This window comes from Parvibium lacunae, assembly GCF_003335215.1.
Taxonomy (GTDB): Bacteria; Pseudomonadota; Gammaproteobacteria; order Burkholderiales; family Burkholderiaceae_D; genus Parvibium; species Parvibium lacunae.
In genome coordinates this window covers 178,641-194,366 of the sequence record NZ_QPGB01000004.1, presented here as the reverse complement: position 1 = coordinate 194,366, position 15,726 = coordinate 178,641, and the positions used below count along the sequence as shown (strand labels likewise).

Below are 15,726 nucleotides of genomic sequence, written 5' to 3'. Positions count from 1 at the left end.
CGCTCTCAGCCACCCATCTATCGCCCCTAGAGCGTTAACTCTAACAGTCTTGATTTAACATTTGTTTAATGGATTTGGGGCTGGATTTAACAGATATTGCCACCGCACCCATTTCTATTAAAGGCATTGTCATGCGGCACCCATCTGTAGCGCCTTGCGCGCTGGAGCAACTGTTAGGCAATCAGGCTTGTCTATCATTACACCATCTCTTGAGCGAGTTACCCGATTTACTGGCCCTCGAGCTGCAAAATATCCATGGGCAGCTATTGTGTCGACGTGCGATGCCTGAGCGACTGGTTGGTCTGTTGCTGGATCCGATTGAGCTACTCCGCCGCAGCAAGGCGCAATGTCAACGCAAGCTGGCCCCCTATTTTTTGGAGGAAACGGTCTTTGTTTTACCCGGCCATGGACTCTATGGCGGCAAAGCGACGGTGAATTTGATATCAACGGCGCGCGCTGACTCGACCACGCTGATCATTGAAGTAGTTGCTCGCGCGAGCCTACCCGTGCCACAGTTGCAAAACCGGTTAATCGCTTGGGCGCAAGCACTCCAGCATGCCGCAGGTAATGCACCGCACTAATGTTGACTGCGCCAGGCGTTAACCGCTTCTGCAACCTGCTCTAAACTTCTCAGCGCACGGACCTGATCAGGCGGCCGTCGTTGTAATACTGGGCAGCTCCCCCCCGCCCAGATTTCGATTTCGGGAGGTAAGTGCAAACGTAACTCTTGCAACCCTGTCGTTACTAAATTGGGGTTCAAGCAGGCGGAGAACGAGAGTGCAACAATATCGCATTGCTGCACGGTGGCTGCGCGCACAATATCCAGAATGGGGGTTTGCACTCCCAAGGAAATGCAACGGCACCCTTCCAGCGCAAACATGGCTTCTGCCATTAGCAGCCCCAAGCCATGCGACTCTTGCGGAAAAGTGGTAAGTAGTATGCGCGGCGCGCGCGTCTCGCTGGAAGGTTGGGGGATGGTATTGATCGCATTGCGTAGCGTCACTGTCATCGACTCAGTGAACAAATGCTCTTCAAAAATTTCAAGCTGGCCCCGCGCCCATGTCTCGCCAACCGTATAGGCAAGGGGCGCGGCTACGGCGCCTACGAATTGACCTAAGCCCAAACGCAAGACGCTTTCTGACAAGCTACGTCGCAGCTCCTCCACTTGATGGCGGCGAATCAGGTTCATGAAACCCGGAATATCTTCACCTTGATGGGTAGGAACAGCCGTCACTTTGCGGCTATTTTGCCCAATTGAATTAGAGAGCTGAACCAAGTCAGCGAGCGGCAATTGAACGACCTTACCAGGGCGAAAGCCCTGATCCAGGAGCCGCCGAACAACCCGCAGTTTCTCTACCTGCTCAAGCGGGTAGAGACGCTCATCAAATTGGTCACGCTCTGGCTGCGGGAAGCCGTAACGGCGCTCCCAGACACGCAGCGTATCCTTGGTTAACCCGGTATCTCGTTCGACAGCAGCGATAGACAACATTAAGGGCGGAGGCAACGAGCGTTCATTCATGAGATTAATCCTGGCCCTGTCATCTGAGCAATATAGCGTTGACAGGTATTAACAGATTACCCCGTGGCCGCAAAAACTTCAAGTTGGGCAAACTCCTTTTTGTCTATGTCAAACGCCTTGACAATCTGCATTTCTATCCATATTATCGATTTGAATCTTGCTTTGACCAAGACAAATAAGTCGAAAAATAAGCCAAAAACTAGCTCATTGGACAAAATATGGGCAACTTTTTCGCTTAACAGAATACTCCATGCATTACCTGGTGATGAAATTTTAAGAAAGCGTTCCATGCTTAAACATAGAGGGTTTGTGGCAGGTCTGGTGTTTGCGGGGTTGGCAACCTTACCAGCAGCGACCTGGGCGGCAGGCAATACAACAAGTACCGCCCCCGCCTGTCCAGCCTTGCTCAATACCCAGCTACCGCGCCTGCAAGACGAGCAGCCCCAAGCCCTGTGTCAATATGCGGGCAAGGTTTTGCTGATTGTGAATACGGCCAGCTACTGTGGTTTTACCGGACAATACAAGGGGCTTGAGGCCCTCTATGCCAAATACAAAGACCAAGGTTTGGTGGTTTTGGGCTTCCCATCAAATGAATTTGGTCAACAAGAACCCGCGAATAACAAAGCAATCGCGGATTTCTGCGAAAACACCTATGGCGTGAAATTTCCCATGTTTGCCAAATCAGCCGTGACGGGGAGCCAAGCCAACCCGGTTTATCGGCAACTGATCGCGCGCACAGGGAAAAGCCCCAGTTGGAACTTTTATAAATATTTAGTGAATCGACAGGGTGAGGTAATTGACACCTTTTCGAGTTTAACTGGCCCTGAAAACCGCCAGCTCATTCGTGCCGTAGAGCAGGCGTTAAAAAGTCCTTGACGGTTTTAACCCAATGAATAGCCCTAATACCTGAGTGGCAATGACGTTGGCAGGGAACCGCAGACTCAGCACCCACTCTTAGCAAGGAAACGCATTCCACCCACAAAGGAAAATCATGAACGCGCCTGAAAAATTATTTTTACCAGATGTACAAAATCACTTGGATACCCGTAATCTGGTCATTCAGCGTGTTGGCGTCAAGTCGATTGTTCATCCTGTCCAGCTGCGGACAGCCGCCGGCGTCCAGCCCTCGGTCGCGCACATTGACATGTATGTGCGCCTACCGGCAGAAGTCAAAGGCACGCACATGTCTCGTTTCCTGGAAGTGCTACAGGAACAGCATGATCCACTCAGCTATGACACGTTGCAAACCCTGATGCGGGCGATGCTGCTCAAACTCGATGCCACATGCGGCTACATCGAAATGCGCTTCCCGTATTTCATTCAAAAAACGGCACCCGTATCCGGCGTTGCCAGTTTGCTGGATTATCAAGTGACCTTGCGTGCTGAGGTCGTCCCCAGTCAACCGGGGGTTGTTCAAATCAGTCAGCAAGTGTTAGTGCCAGTCACCAGTTTGTGCCCTTGCTCGAAGAAAATATCAGATTACGGCGCCCATAATCAGCGCTCGCATGTGACGATTAATCTCCAATTGAATGCGCCGCTTGCCATTGAAGAGCAAGTCAGGATCGCTGAAGACGCCGCCTCCTGCGAATTGTGGGGGCTGCTCAAGCGGCCTGATGAAAAATGGGTGACCGAGCGCGCCTATGACAATCCGAAATTCGTTGAAGACCTGGTGCGAGACATCGCACTCAAACTACAACAAGATGCTCGCGTTCAGCGTTTCACCGTAGAAAGCGAAAATTTTGAATCGATACACAATCATAGCGCCTATGCCTTAATTGAAGGCTAAGCATTCGCCCTCATTGTTACTTGGCGTGAGTGAGTTTTAAGGAGACTTTTTAATTTTTAAGGTTCGACAGTGGAAACCAGTTGCAGATTCAATGCGTAAAGCCAACATGTCAACCTTAATTACCCTTCTTTTTGATCGCAGCATCTGTGCCTTTGTGCAAGCACCAGAGCATTCTTTACCTCCCTCCCTCTCATTTGGTTCTGGTGTGGATGCTGCGATTTTTTTATTCATCCGGCGTGATAGGGGCGCAATCTCAGTACAATGCCACCCATGAACCCCTTACTCACGCCCTCCCCTTCCCGGCCGCATCGCATTGCAATTGTTGGTGCTGGCATCAGTGGCCTAGGTGCCGCTTATCAGCTCGTGCAGCACGCGCTGCAGCAGCATGTGCCATTAACGATTACGCTCTATGAGGCTGCGGATTACTTAGGGGGCCACAGCAATACAGTCGAGGTTGAAGCAGATGGCCTACGCGCACCGGTAGACACTGGCTTTTTAGTCTTTAACGAACGCACCTATCCTAATCTGCTACGCCTATTCGCAGCGCTTGAGGTGCCCGTCGCCAAGTCGGATATGTCCTTTTCAGTCGACGTACCAGGAGCAGACATTCAGTGGGCGGGCCATAACTTAAACAGCGTTTTTGCCGATCGGCGTAATCTACTGAATGGCCAATTTTGGCGGATGCTGAAAGATATTCTGCGTTTTAACCAACAAGCCACCGCGCTTGCGACCACGGCGTCGGCACTCAACGACAGCACTCAGGAAACAGCACTAGGTGACTTTCTGCAAATGCATCATTACAGCGATGCGTTCCGTGATTGGTATCTGTTGCCGATGGCCGGTTCGATTTGGTCCTGTAGCACCCAGCAGATGCTTGATTTCCCGGTCGCGACATTTGTCCGCTTTTGTCACAATCACGGCCTGTTGCAAGTGAATAACCGGCCCCAGTGGTATACCGTACGAGGCGGATCGCGTGAATATGTACAGCGCCTCGCTACATTTTTACAGAAAAATCACACCACGATCCGTTTAAATACCCCGGTAGAAGCAATCCAGCGCGATATCGTGCGGGGTCGGGTGGCCGTCAGCGCGGGGGGTGGCAGCGAAGAATTCGATAGTGTCATCTTGGCCTGCCACAGTGATCAAGCCTTGGGGTTATTGAAAGATCCCTCGCTGGATGAGCAATCGCTGTTGAGTGACCTGCGCTATCAATCGAATCGCGCCATTTTGCACACAGACGCCACACTCCTGCCAAGTAATCCACGCTGCTGGGCTGCCTGGAACTACTTCAGCGGGCACTTTTCCCAAGCAGCGGGAGACTCCGCCGCCGCCGTTGGCGTCACCTATCTACTCAATCGCCTGCAGCCGTTACCTTTTCATTCCCCGGTGATGGTAACGCTCAACCCTGTGCGTGAGCCCGAGCCCGCAACCGTGATTGCGACCTTTGATTATGCCCACCCGATTTTTGATCGGCCAGCGATCGCGGCACAGCAACGTATCGCGGAAATACAGGGGAAACGCCTCACCTGGTTTGCGGGCGCCTGGCTCGGTTATGGTTTTCATGAAGATGGCTTGACCGCTGGCTGGCAAGCCGCCAATGCGCTTGCTGCGCAATGCTTTCCCTCACTCAATGGTCAGCCTTCATGAGCGAGACTGCCGTGCCATCAGCCCGAATGGAGAGCACTGTAAAGCCCATCCAATTTGGATTCGGACAAATTCGGCATAAGCGGCTGCGCCCTGCCGTCAATGCTTTTGCCTACCCTGGCTGGTTTCTGCGGCTTCCAGTGCGCCACTTGGCAGCGCAGCACTGGCGCACCGGTCTTCCCGGCCTTAGCCTTGGCGAGCCAGGGCAGCGCGGGCGCTTTTCCGTGCTAGCGCGCGACCACGGTGACGGCAAACATGACTTACTGAGCTGGGTAGAAGGGGTTTTAGCGCAAGCCTCAATTCAAGACGCTGATGGAGAAATTTGGCTGCATACGTTTCCCCGTGTACTGGGCTACGTTTTTAACCCAGTGAGTTTTTGGTTTTGCCACCGCCGTGATGGCCAATTGCGGGCGATTGTCTGTGAAGTCAATAATACGTTTTCGGAACGCCATTGCTACCTGCTGGCTAATGCCGACGGGCAACCCTTGCGCAATGGCCAGCGCTTACAGGCAGAAAAAGTCTTTCATGTTTCGCCGTTTTGTCAGGTAACCGGGCATTACGTTTTTCAATTCGTGTTCGCCGGTAATACGGCGGGTGATATCCCAGCGCGCTTTCTGGCACGGATTGATCATCATGATGCCAACGGCCCGCTCCTGCTAACCAGTATTAGCGGCACCCTACAAGCGGCGGATGCGCGCACGGTTGCCCACGCTTTTTGGCGATACCCTTGGCTAACCTTTGGGGTAATTGCGCGTATCCACTGGCAAGCGCTTAAGTTATGGTGCAAAAAAGTACCGTTCTTTCGCAAACCTGCTTTGCCAAACCAGTTCATAACCAGAAATCAGTGAGGCTCTATGTCTAAGACCATTACGCAGTTTTCTCACGCACCCTTGGTACCGTCTTTAGCGCAAGAACCGGAACGAAGTTTTATTGCTTGGCAAGAAGTCAAACAAACGCTGGCACATCGCAGCGCACGGCTGGTTTTCCGTTTGCTCGACAACTTACAACATGGCAGCCTGCACATCGTCTTGCCCGATGGGTCCCTAACACGTTGTGGCCACAGTGAGCCACAAGCCACGCTGCATTTGCATAACTGGCAGGTGTGTGAAGCGGTACTGAAACGAGGCGACATTGGGTTTGCTGAAAGCTACATGGCCGGAGACTGGCATAGCGATGATCTGGCCAGGCTGTTAGATGTCTTAATTTTAAACCGGCAGGCGCTGGATAAAGCCGTTTATGGCTCCTGGTGGGGTAGTTTGTATTACCGCCTGAAACACTGGTTACAAGGCAATACACGCCAGCAAGCGCGTAAAAATATTCAGGCCCACTATGACTTGGGCAACGCTTTTTATCAGCTCTGGCTCGACCCTTCCATGACCTACTCGAGTGCGCTGAATCTCGCTGATGCGCCAAGCCTCGAAGCGGCACAACAGGCGAAATATCAACGTATTCTGAATGAGCTGCAACTTAGCGATCATGCCAAGGTTTTGGAAGTCGGCTGCGGCTGGGGCGGCTTTGCCGAGCTAGCCACGGCGCAAGGCGCAACGGTTGTTGGCTTAACTCTCTCAACCGAGCAGCAACACTATGCGCAGCAGCGCTTGGCCCGCCTAGGGCGAGCAGAGCAAGCGGAATTTCGTCTACAAGATTATCGCGATACCCAGGGGCAATTCGATGGGATTGCCTCGATTGAAATGTTCGAGGCAGTAGGTGAAGAATATTGGGCCACCTATTTTGCAGCGATTGCGCGTAACCTGAAATCTGGCGGGCGTGCTGTCATTCAGACCATCACCATTGCCGATGCGCTATTTGAGCGCTATCGCCGCAGCACGGATTTTATTCAACAATATATTTTCCCCGGTGGCATGTTGCCTAGCCCGAGCCGTTTCTGCCAGGAAGCAGAACTAGCCGGGCTGCGTGTTGTCAATCAACGGGCCTTTGGCCAAGACTACGCCGGTACGCTGCGACAATGGCGGCATGACTTCATGGGGCAACTCGATGCCATTCGCCGGCAGGGCTTTGATGACCGCTTCATTCGCATGTGGGAATTTTATCTTGCCTATTGCGAAAGCGCCTTCCGCCAAGGCAACACCGATGTTTACCAATACACCCTGCAGAAAAACTGATTACCTGGCCCCTGCGTAAACTGATTATTGAATCATTGCGGTTAGGAGGTGCGTCATGCAATTGCTAGCAATCAATCCCGGTTGGATTCGTAAAATCAGTTACTGCTTGTTATTCATTAGTGTCGGCTGTTTGCTCTCGGTCAATCAGGCCACCGCGCTGCCCTCACCAAGTTATGTGCAAGAAGAGCTATCAACAAACCAATTCATGGGCAGTGGCAAATTTCGCTGGTTTGGTTTAGCGATTTATGATGCCGCCTTGTGGGCAAAGAATCCGGCCTCGCTACAGCAAGGTTTCGCTTTACGTCTCACCTACGCGCGGAATCTAGATGGAGAGAAAATTGCAGATAGCAGTGCCGAAGAAATCGAGCGACTCGGTTTTGGTACGCCTACCCAGCGCCAAGAATGGCAAAAGCGCATGCAAAGCCTTTTTCCGAACGTGAAAGCAGGTGACCGTATTACCGGCATTAATCTGGCAGGGCAGGCCACCCGCTTCTATTTCAATGGCCGCGAACTCGGCACCATCGCCGACCCGGCTTTTACACAAGCTTTTTTTGCGATCTGGCTCGACCCACGCACCCGTGCCCCCAATTTACGCGCCGCGCTACTCGGCCAAACGGTCAACGGGGCGGCTAGCACACCATGAAAAACGGCATATTGGCTCAGCTCGCCTATGGCGGTCTGGCCTTACCCCTCGCTGTGTTAGCGTTGCCCGTGTATCTGTATGTGCCTAAATACTACGTCGATCATTTCGCACTCTCTCTCAGCACCATCGGCTTTCTGCTGCTCGCCATTCGCCTACTGGATGCGCTGTTCGATCCCTGGATTGGTTATTATCTGAATCAAAGCGGGCCCATCAGCACCGCCCACCGCCTACGCCGCACTATTCAATGGGCCACCCCCCTGCTCTGCCTTGGTTTAACCGGGGTCTTTTTACCCTTACTCATACCCGCCTGGTTCACACCCCATTTCAGCCACCAACCTACCCTCACCTGGATATGGTTAACACTGGGTCTGGTACTGGCCTATGGCGGCTACAGTTTAGCCAGCATTGCCCATCAAGCCTGGGGCGCATGGCTAGGCAACAACGCAGCGGAACGGTTACGCTGGGTGAGTGCCCGTGAGGGCCTCGGGCTACTCGGGGTGATCATTGCGGCCATCGTACCCACCATTGCGGGCTTATCCACCTTGGTTTGGTTGTTTAACCTGAGCCTGGGTATCGCGCTTTGGGCATTGCTCTATTACTGTCCTGCGCCCCAACTTGGCAGCGTGAACCTGATGGCCTCACCAGCGCAAACAGCCCCGCCCCCAACACGCAACCTGGTGGGTTATGGACAAGCATTATTCGCCCCCTTGCGGCAAGCCAGCTTCCGCTGGTTGATTGGGGTTTACATTGTTAATGGGATTGCCGCGAGCATTCCTGCCACGCTTTTTTTGTTCTATGTACAAGATGCGCTGGGTCTGGCGGAGTACGCCGGCCCCTTATTAATGCTCTACTTTCTGCTGGGCGCACTCGGCTTACCGGTGTGGGTCAAGCTCGCTGATCGCTACGGCCAAACCCCGATGTGGGGCTTGGGCATGGGTTTATCCGTGGTCGCTTTTTTATGGGCGGCTTTTCTGCCCCACAGCGGTTGGGAATTACCGGGCTACATCCTCGTCTGCGCGCTGACAGGGTGTGTCTTGGGTGCAGATTTGGCGATGCCCGCTACCCTGTTGGCAAACTGGATTCGCCAACAGAATGATGCGTCGGCCCTCGAGCCAGCCAATTCACCACAAGCGGGTACACAGGCAATCGGCTTATGGCATTGCGTCACCAAGCTTAACCTGGCCATCGCCGCCGGGCTGGCTTTGCCCATGCTCGAATGGGCTGGCTATGTAAGCCAAGCCCCGGGCAGCGCTCCCCTTGCGGCAGGTAGTGATGGTTTGCAGGCCCTGATCTGGGCCTATGCTGGCCTACCCTGTTTACTCAAATTAGCGGCGTGGGGCTTGCTTCTGCGCTCACCACTCGCCCAATTTGAATCCATCGTCCGCCCAGATGTCCTTTCTGAAAGGAAGTCCCCATGATCTCTCGCTTTATGCCACTCAGTCTCTTGTTGGGTGTTGCCCTGTTATTAGGAGGTTGCGCTAACGTGAAAGTTGAACAATATGCTAATCAAACCCCGGTGCTCGATCTACAGCGCTATTTCAGTGGCACCTTGGAGGGCTGGGGGATGTTTCAAAAACGCTCGGGCGAAGTCGCACGCCGCTTTTATGTGACGATCAAATGCACATGGGAAGGCGATGTTGGCACCTTAGACGAAGATTTTGTCTGGTCTGATGGTGAAAAGCAAAAGCGGGTATGGACGTTACGCAAGGTTGGCCCCAATCGTTATATCGGCACAGCAGCGGATGTCGTCGGTGAAGCCATCGGCGTCGTCTCAGGCAATGCGCTAAACTGGCAGTACACCTTGGCCCTGCCGGTTGATGGTAAAACTTACCATGTCCAGTTTGATGATTGGATGTACTTAATTGATGACAAAGTGATGTTAAACCAAGCGACGATGACCAAATTCGGCTTTAAGCTGGGGCAAGTCACCTTGTCGTTCCGGCCCAAAGACTGACCCCGGGGTGACAAACCTTGAATAAAGGTTCTTTCAGGGGCAATAAACAAACCTTGCCTGCCAAGCCCTGCATGCGTTGCGGCAGGCCGATGACTTGGCGGAAGAAATGGGAAAAAGTGTGGGACGAGGTGAAATACTGTTCAGAAAGGTGCCGGCGTGGCCATGAATCCTAAAATACAAACTTGGCAGGGCCGGCGCGTCTGGCTGATTGGCGCGTCAACCGGCATTGGTGCCGCCACCGCCCAGCAGTTGCTTGCCTTGGGTGCGCGGGTTGCCTTATCAGCCCGATCAGAGGACAAGCTGGCGGCTTTGGCAGCAGGGACACCCGCCGCTCAAGTCCAGATTTTGCCGCTTGATATCACACAACCCGCGCAACTTGCACAAGCCCATGCCCAGCTCTGTGCCGCGTGGGGTGGGGTGGATTTGTACCTGATTCTGGCGGGGGGCTACACCCCAATGCGGGCCGATAGTTTTGATGCCGAGGCCGCTCGCGCCTTGTTGGAACTGAATGTACAAGGGGTGTTTAATGTTTTACCGCTGGCGCTGCCGCAACTGCAGCAGCAAGGGCACGGTGGCTTGGGTATTGTGTCGAGCGTGGCAGGCTACCGTGGTTTGCCCAAAGCCCTGGTGTATGGCCCCAGCAAAGCAGCCTTGATTAACTTGGCCGAAACTTTGTATCTCGACCTCGCTCCCAAAGGGATTGGCGTGTATTTGATCAACCCCGGCTTTGTCGAAACGCCGCTTACGGCGCAAAATGATTTCAAAATGCCCGCGCTGATTACGCCGGCCCAGGCGGCGCATGCCTTACTAAGGGGTTTGGCGCGTGGACAGTTTGAAATCACGTTCCCGCGCCGTTTTACCTATTGGCTAAAATTTCTGCGGCTGTTACCGTATCGCCTGTATTTTTATCTTGTTCATAAAATGACAGGTCTCTAACTGCCATGACCGACTTCAGCCCTGCTCTCACAAAACTGCAACAATTCTTTGTTACCCTGAGTCCTGATAGCGTGTTGCAGTTACGTGACTTGTATTGTGCCGACGCCTACTTCAAAGACCCGTTCAATGAAGTACGGGAGATTGAATCGATTGTCGCCCTTTTCAAGCACATGTTCGTGCAAGTGGAAGCGCCGCGCTTTATTGTGCTGGAAACCGTCTTGCAAGGGTCTGCTGCCTTTTTGGTCTGGGAATTTCGTTTTCGCATGCGACGTTGGAATTCAACGGAACAATCGGTACGTGGGAGCAGTCATATCAAATTCGCCCCTGACGGTAAAGTGAGTTATCACCGTGACTATTGGGATGTTGCCGAGGAGTTGTACGAGAAACTACCCCTCTTAGGCAGCCTGATGCGCGGACTGAAAGCGGCGGCCCGGCGCTAATCGTCTTGCCATGATGCGAAACTGGTAAAATCTGCCTACTTTCATTTAGGAACACTTATGCTTTACCCGGAACTCTTCAAAGCCCTCGAAGCCGTCCGCTGGAATATGGAAAAAGATATCCCATGGGACCGTTTCGATGCCAGCAAACTCAGCGATGAGCAGGCTAAAACCATCAAAATGAATGCCATTACCGAGTGGGCGGCACTGCCCGCGACGGAAATGTTTTTGCGCGATAACCGGCACGACAGCGATTTTTCGGCCTTTATGTCGGTTTGGTTTTTTGAAGAACAAAAGCATGCGCTGGTTTTGATGGAATACCTGCGGCGCTTTCGCCCAGAATTGTTGCCAACAGAAGCAGAATTGCATGCTGTCCGCTTTGAGTTCGATCCAGCCCCGCCGCTGGAAACCCTGATGCTGCATTTCTGCGGCGAAATTCGCCTAAATCACTGGTATCGCTGTGCCGCAGAATGGCACACTGAACCCGTGATTCAACAAATCTACAAAACCCTCGCGCAAGATGAAGCCCGCCATGGCGGCGCCTACCTGCGCTACATGAAACGCGCCCTGCAAGAAGCGGGGGATACAGCGCGTGCCGCGTTTGCCAAAATTGGCGTACTGATGGCCTCGGCCAAACGTACGCAGCAAGCCTTGCACCCAACTAACCTGCATGTGAATGAAGCCCTGTTCCCGAATGACACGATTCAAAGCCGCACCCCCGAACCTGGCTGGCTAGAAAACTGGCTGGATAGCCAGATCAAATTTGATAGCGTCTGGGAAAGCAAAGTGGTGGATCGCATTTTGCATAATTTGAGCCTGTTGTTTGAACACAGCTTCGCTTCAGTGCAGGACTTGAACCGCTTCCGCAAGGATGCACTGGCGCGCGTCGCAAAACTCACAGGCGTTGAGCAATCCGCACAAACGGCCTAGGCGTCATTCGCTGCCCACCTCGTCGGATATCGATTAACCCCACCCTGGTGGGGTTAATTTTTATCTGAAAGAGGCTGATTAACGCCTCTTCTAACGCCCGATTTTCTGCTTGACAGTCCATTTATAAAATAATTAATATGGGTTATCTTTTTTAGATAACTTTAAATAACATTTTTATACATGGACCCAAGAACCAATCCCTACGCCCCCGGTGCCGGTACCTTACCGCCGGAATTAGCGGGGCGCGATGAAATTATTGAAAAGGCGGCGATAGCCCTAGATCGTTTCCGAGCAGGGTTGCCTGCCCGTAGCCTGTTGCTAGTGGGGCTGCGCGGGGTTGGCAAAACCGTTTTACTCAATAAAATCGCGCTTGAAACTGAAAACCGTGGCTTTATCGTGGTCCAGATCGAGGCCCCAGAGAAGCGTTCGCTACCGGCTTTGCTCATTCCATCCTTACGTAAAGCCCTGCTGCAATTGGACCGACTCGCCCATGTTGGCGACCATGCCAAGCGTGCCCTGCGCGCCTTGGGGGGCTTTGTCCAAGGCATGAAATTGAAATATCAGGACATTGAGTTTGGTCTGGACCTCGGTATCGAGCCAGGCGTGGCCGATACTGGCGATTTAGAACACGACCTGGCTGATCTGCTGATTGCGGTGGGGGTGGCCGCCCAAGAAAAACAAACCGCCATCACCTTTTTTATTGATGAACTGCAATACGTCGCGGAAGAAGAGTTTGCGTCTTTAATCACCGCGCTGCATCGGTGTGCCCAAAAGCAATTACCGGTCGCGCTCATTGGAGCGGGTTTGCCGCAACTCGTGGGGCAAGCCGGGCGCGCCAAATCTTATGCGGAGCGTTTATTTGAATACCCTGAAATTGGGCCGCTTACGCATGAAGAAGGCGCCAAAGCCCTAACGGCACCTGCCGTCAAACATGGGGTGGCATTTGAACCCAAAGCCTTAACCGCAATTTTGAAAAAAACCGAGTGCTATCCCTACTTTTTGCAGGAGTGGGGTAAACACAGTTGGTTAACCGCAGCATTGTCGCCGATTACGTTGAATGATGTTGAAGCAGCGACCGATCTCGCGATTAGTGAACTCGATGCCAGTTTCTTCCGGGTACGCTTTGATCGACTCACGCCTTCCGAAAAACGGTACTTGCGTGCCATGGCCCAACTGGGTGCCGGGCCACATCGCTCTGGCGACATTGCTAAGCTATTAAAAAAGCAAGTCAATGAAGTTGCCCCAGTGCGGGCCAAGCTCATCAACAAAGGCATGATTTACAGCCGCGCCCATGGTGACAATAGCTTTACCGTACCGCTCTTTGATCAATATATGAAACGCGTTATGCCGACTTGGGATAAATCATGAAAGTGCGCTTCGAACAAAAAATCTGTGATCCCACCCAACTCGCCGCCCGCGTTGCCGAACTTCCGCGCCCCATTGTGTTTACCAACGGGGTGTTTGACATTCTGCATCGTGGTCATGCCACCTATCTTGCACAAGCCCGCGCATTGGGAGCGAGCCTAGTAGTTGCAGCGAATAGCGATGCCTCCGTCAAACGCTTGGGCAAAGGCGATGATCGTCCGATTAACAATGAAGGCGATCGCATGGCGGTATTGGCGGCGTTGGAGTCGGTGAGTTTAGTCACCGTGTTTACCGACGACACGCCACTCAATACCATTTTGCAAGTCAAGCCCGACATCTTGGTAAAAGGCGGGGATTGGCCGATTGAAAAAATGGTGGGGGCAAAAGAGGTCATCACCTGGGGTGGACAAGTGCATTCCATTCCCTTTGAGTTTGAACGATCAACGACGGCAACGCTGAATAAAATCCGCCAAGCAGGCCCTGGCGCGTAACTGCCCGGTAGAAAATAGGTGAAGGGGTATGAGTAGCGTGCGCTTAGATAAATGGCTATGGGCCGCGCGGTTTTTCAAAACCCGCAGCCTCGCGACGCAAGCCATTGATGGCGGCAAAATTTTCTTAAATGACGAGCGCCCCAAGCCAGCTAAAGAAATCAAGTTGGGCGACCGTTTAAAAATTCGCATCGGCCCTACCGAATACGATGTATTTGTGCGCGCCCTTAGCGATAAACGTGGCCCAGCCCCAGAAGCAAGGTTGCTCTACGAAGAAACGGTCGTCAGCATGGCGCGACGGCACGAACAAGCCGAGCAGCGCCGCCTTGCCCCTGAGCCAATGCAAGCGTTTAAGGGCAGGCCGACGAAACGGGATCGCCGCGTTTTACAGACCTGGAATAAGACCCACGGCGAATAAATGGTGTCAGTTAATGCGCTGCACGCGGATGGTTTTTTGGTTTAGCTCGTTCTCTCAACCCCGTCACAAAACTAATCGTCCAAGGCCGAATGCCCAGCCCCACGCCAATCGTTTTTCGACGTTGCGGCGGGAGGGTGCTGTCTAACTCCGCTAGCTCATTAAATTCAGCGGCTAGGCGTTCGATTTTGCGTTTGATAATTTCTACCGAGGCGGCGGAGAGTTCGCGGAATTCAAAACGGAATAGCCCGCCATATTCTTCAAAGCGTACCATTAAAAAATCTTGCATGGCTTCTTGCCCGTAACGATTACGAATCGCGCCATCCATTCTTAAGCGTAAATTACGACTGACTTTTAGCCGAACGCGATTGTTAGGGAGTAAATCTAACACCCCGATTTTTTCTAATTGGGCCATGAGCCGAATGCAGTCGGCTTCGGTGATGTCGTAGTGCGCTTGAATCTGTTGAATATCCCATTCGTTATACAGCAAGTAAAAAATGGCGAGCAACTTCGGGTTACTCGCGAGTTTTTGTTCTTGCTCTGGTGTCAGCACATCAGCGCTGTCACGCAAGCCTCGCGCTAGCTTGGCCAGCTCAAAAAAATCTATCTCTAGCGCGAGACAAACATTCTCCAGTTTTTGCAACGTGAAGCTCTCTTCAGCGAATAGCCGCTTCACGCTCGCCTCACTCAAGCCAATCCGGTCGGCGATGTGCTGATAGGTCAGTCCGCGTGATTTGAGCACACGCTTTAGGGCATCAAGTAGCTGGGTAGTCTGGCTCATGGCTTGAATAGCAAAACGCCGAGTATTGAAAAACGATACTCTACATCAAAGGTATTGGAAATTAAATAACTATGCACCACACTGCCAGCGCTGTGTATGACAACTCGTTAAATATTGAATAGGGAGCAGACAATGCTGGTAATCCAAGTAATTGTTGGTGTGGTAATCGCTGATCTCGTGTCAGGATTGTTTCATTGGTTTGAGGATGGCTATATTCATAAAAAAATGCCGATACTCGGCAAGTGGTTTGGCCAAGTAGCGGAAGATAACCGCCTGCACCACAGCAAGCCCCGTGCATTTTTGAGTAAGAGTTGGTGGCAAAGCTCTGCGGATTTATGCCTCGCTGCGTTGCTGGTCTTGGCGGGGGCCGCCTGGTTAAAAGTATTGAATGCCGGTGTATGGGTCTTTGCGATTTTGGTTGCGAATGCAAACCAAATACATAAATGGGCGCACCAAAACCCAAAAGAAAAAGGCTGGTTAGTCCACAGCTTACAAAAGCTACGAATCCTGCAAACGCCCCGTGAACATGGGCGCCACCACACTGGCGAGAAGGATACGCACTACTGTGTGATTACCAACTTTACCAACCCAGTTTTAGAAAAAATGGGTTTTTGGAAAGTGTTGGATTGGGTCATGACGAAAGTATTTGGCCTTAAGCGTTTTAATGAAACCGCGCAATGAATTGGCGGTTTGTAAATATAAATC

Annotated in this window: 20 protein-coding genes; 17 read left to right on the top strand and 3 right to left on the bottom strand. The window is 52.5% G+C overall.

Going from position 1 to position 15,726, the window contains the following annotated elements; genetic code table 11:
* The first annotated feature begins 131 nt into the window (after positions 1 to 131).
* Positions 132 to 581 (top strand): hypothetical protein, encoded by a 450-nt coding sequence (locus DU000_RS10105; RefSeq protein ID WP_147266994.1) that lies wholly within the window; start codon positions 132 to 134, stop codon positions 579 to 581.
* On the opposite strand, the gene DU000_RS10100 is transcribed toward DU000_RS10105, so the two are convergent.
* Together DU000_RS10100 and DU000_RS10095 are read right to left on the bottom strand one after the other, a co-directional pair.
* Positions 578 to 1,519 carry a MerR family transcriptional regulator gene (locus DU000_RS10100; protein ID WP_114403286.1) on the bottom strand — a complete coding sequence of 314 codons (942 nt, stop codon included), beginning with the start codon at positions 1,517 to 1,519 and terminating at the stop codon, positions 578 to 580. The two genes, DU000_RS10105 and DU000_RS10100, sit on opposite strands and share 4 nt — an antisense overlap.
* A gap of 56 nt (positions 1,520 to 1,575) precedes the next feature.
* Positions 1,576 to 1,809, bottom strand: a complete 234-nt coding sequence (locus DU000_RS10095) for a hypothetical protein (protein WP_114403285.1) — start codon at positions 1,807 to 1,809, stop codon at positions 1,576 to 1,578.
* Between DU000_RS10095 and DU000_RS10090 the strand changes: the two genes are divergently transcribed.
* From DU000_RS10090 to DU000_RS10015, 15 genes are all read left to right on the top strand, one after another.
* Positions 1,808 to 2,395, top strand: coding sequence for a glutathione peroxidase (locus DU000_RS10090; protein ID WP_114403284.1), 588 nt, complete (start codon positions 1,808 to 1,810; stop codon positions 2,393 to 2,395). The two genes, DU000_RS10095 and DU000_RS10090, sit on opposite strands and share 2 nt — an antisense overlap.
* A 115-nt stretch (positions 2,396 to 2,510) precedes the next feature.
* Positions 2,511 to 3,305: a GTP cyclohydrolase FolE2 gene (gene folE2, locus DU000_RS10085; RefSeq protein ID WP_114403283.1), complete on the top strand. Its 795-nt coding sequence runs from the start codon at positions 2,511 to 2,513 to the stop codon at positions 3,303 to 3,305.
* 270 nt (positions 3,306 to 3,575) lie between these two features.
* Complete coding sequence (locus DU000_RS10075) at positions 3,576 to 4,952, top strand: NAD(P)/FAD-dependent oxidoreductase (protein WP_114403281.1); 1,377 nt, start codon at positions 3,576 to 3,578, stop codon at positions 4,950 to 4,952.
* On the top strand, positions 4,949 to 5,797 hold the full coding sequence (locus tag DU000_RS10070; protein WP_114403280.1) for a DUF1365 domain-containing protein: 849 nt from the start codon (positions 4,949 to 4,951) through the stop codon (positions 5,795 to 5,797). Before DU000_RS10075 ends, DU000_RS10070 begins: the two co-directional genes overlap by 4 nt.
* Before the next feature lie 6 nt (positions 5,798 to 5,803).
* On the top strand, positions 5,804 to 7,072 hold the full coding sequence (locus DU000_RS10065) for an SAM-dependent methyltransferase (protein ID WP_114403279.1): 1,269 nt from the start codon (positions 5,804 to 5,806) through the stop codon (positions 7,070 to 7,072).
* A 55-nt stretch (positions 7,073 to 7,127) separates the two neighbouring features.
* Complete coding sequence (locus tag DU000_RS10060) at positions 7,128 to 7,715, top strand: chalcone isomerase family protein (protein ID WP_114403278.1); 588 nt, start codon at positions 7,128 to 7,130, stop codon at positions 7,713 to 7,715.
* On the top strand, positions 7,712 to 9,133 hold the full coding sequence (locus tag DU000_RS10055; protein WP_114403277.1) for an MFS transporter: 1,422 nt from the start codon (positions 7,712 to 7,714) through the stop codon (positions 9,131 to 9,133). The genes DU000_RS10060 and DU000_RS10055 overlap by 4 nt, the downstream gene beginning before the upstream one ends.
* Positions 9,130 to 9,669 (top strand): DUF3833 domain-containing protein, encoded by a 540-nt coding sequence (locus tag DU000_RS10050; RefSeq protein WP_205074057.1) that lies wholly within the window; start codon positions 9,130 to 9,132, stop codon positions 9,667 to 9,669. The genes DU000_RS10055 and DU000_RS10050 overlap by 4 nt, the downstream gene beginning before the upstream one ends.
* A gap of 71 nt (positions 9,670 to 9,740) precedes the next feature.
* Complete coding sequence (locus DU000_RS10045) at positions 9,741 to 9,842, top strand: DUF2256 domain-containing protein (protein ID WP_240001872.1); 102 nt, start codon at positions 9,741 to 9,743, stop codon at positions 9,840 to 9,842.
* A complete protein-coding gene (locus tag DU000_RS10040) occupies positions 9,832 to 10,605 on the top strand; it encodes an SDR family NAD(P)-dependent oxidoreductase (RefSeq protein WP_114403275.1) in 774 nt (257 codons plus the stop codon). Before DU000_RS10045 ends, DU000_RS10040 begins: the two co-directional genes overlap by 11 nt.
* Positions 10,606 to 10,610: 5 nt before the next feature.
* Positions 10,611 to 11,045 carry a nuclear transport factor 2 family protein gene (locus tag DU000_RS10035; protein ID WP_114403274.1) on the top strand — a complete coding sequence of 145 codons (435 nt, stop codon included), beginning with the start codon at positions 10,611 to 10,613 and terminating at the stop codon, positions 11,043 to 11,045.
* Positions 11,046 to 11,102: 57 nt separating this feature from the next.
* A complete protein-coding gene (locus DU000_RS10030) occupies positions 11,103 to 11,972 on the top strand; it encodes a ferritin family protein (protein WP_114403273.1) in 870 nt (289 codons plus the stop codon).
* A gap of 180 nt (positions 11,973 to 12,152) precedes the next feature.
* Positions 12,153 to 13,340 carry an ATP-binding protein gene (locus tag DU000_RS10025; RefSeq protein ID WP_114403272.1) on the top strand — a complete coding sequence of 396 codons (1,188 nt, stop codon included), beginning with the start codon at positions 12,153 to 12,155 and terminating at the stop codon, positions 13,338 to 13,340.
* On the top strand, positions 13,337 to 13,828 hold the full coding sequence (rfaE2, locus tag DU000_RS10020) for a D-glycero-beta-D-manno-heptose 1-phosphate adenylyltransferase (RefSeq protein WP_114403271.1): 492 nt from the start codon (positions 13,337 to 13,339) through the stop codon (positions 13,826 to 13,828). The genes DU000_RS10025 and rfaE2 overlap by 4 nt, the downstream gene beginning before the upstream one ends.
* A gap of 28 nt (positions 13,829 to 13,856) precedes the next feature.
* Positions 13,857 to 14,243, top strand: coding sequence for an RNA-binding S4 domain-containing protein (locus tag DU000_RS10015; RefSeq protein WP_114403270.1), 387 nt, complete (start codon positions 13,857 to 13,859; stop codon positions 14,241 to 14,243).
* A 10-nt stretch (positions 14,244 to 14,253) separates the two neighbouring features.
* On the opposite strand, the gene DU000_RS10010 is transcribed toward DU000_RS10015, so the two are convergent.
* Positions 14,254 to 15,021, bottom strand: coding sequence for a helix-turn-helix domain-containing protein (locus DU000_RS10010; protein ID WP_114403269.1), 768 nt, complete (start codon positions 15,019 to 15,021; stop codon positions 14,254 to 14,256).
* 132 nt (positions 15,022 to 15,153) lie between these two features.
* Here DU000_RS10010 and DU000_RS10005 point away from each other — a divergent pair, with 132 nt between their 5' ends.
* Positions 15,154 to 15,702, top strand: a complete 549-nt coding sequence (locus DU000_RS10005; protein WP_114403268.1) for a fatty acid desaturase CarF family protein — start codon at positions 15,154 to 15,156, stop codon at positions 15,700 to 15,702.
* Positions 15,703 to 15,726 lie beyond the last annotated feature (24 nt).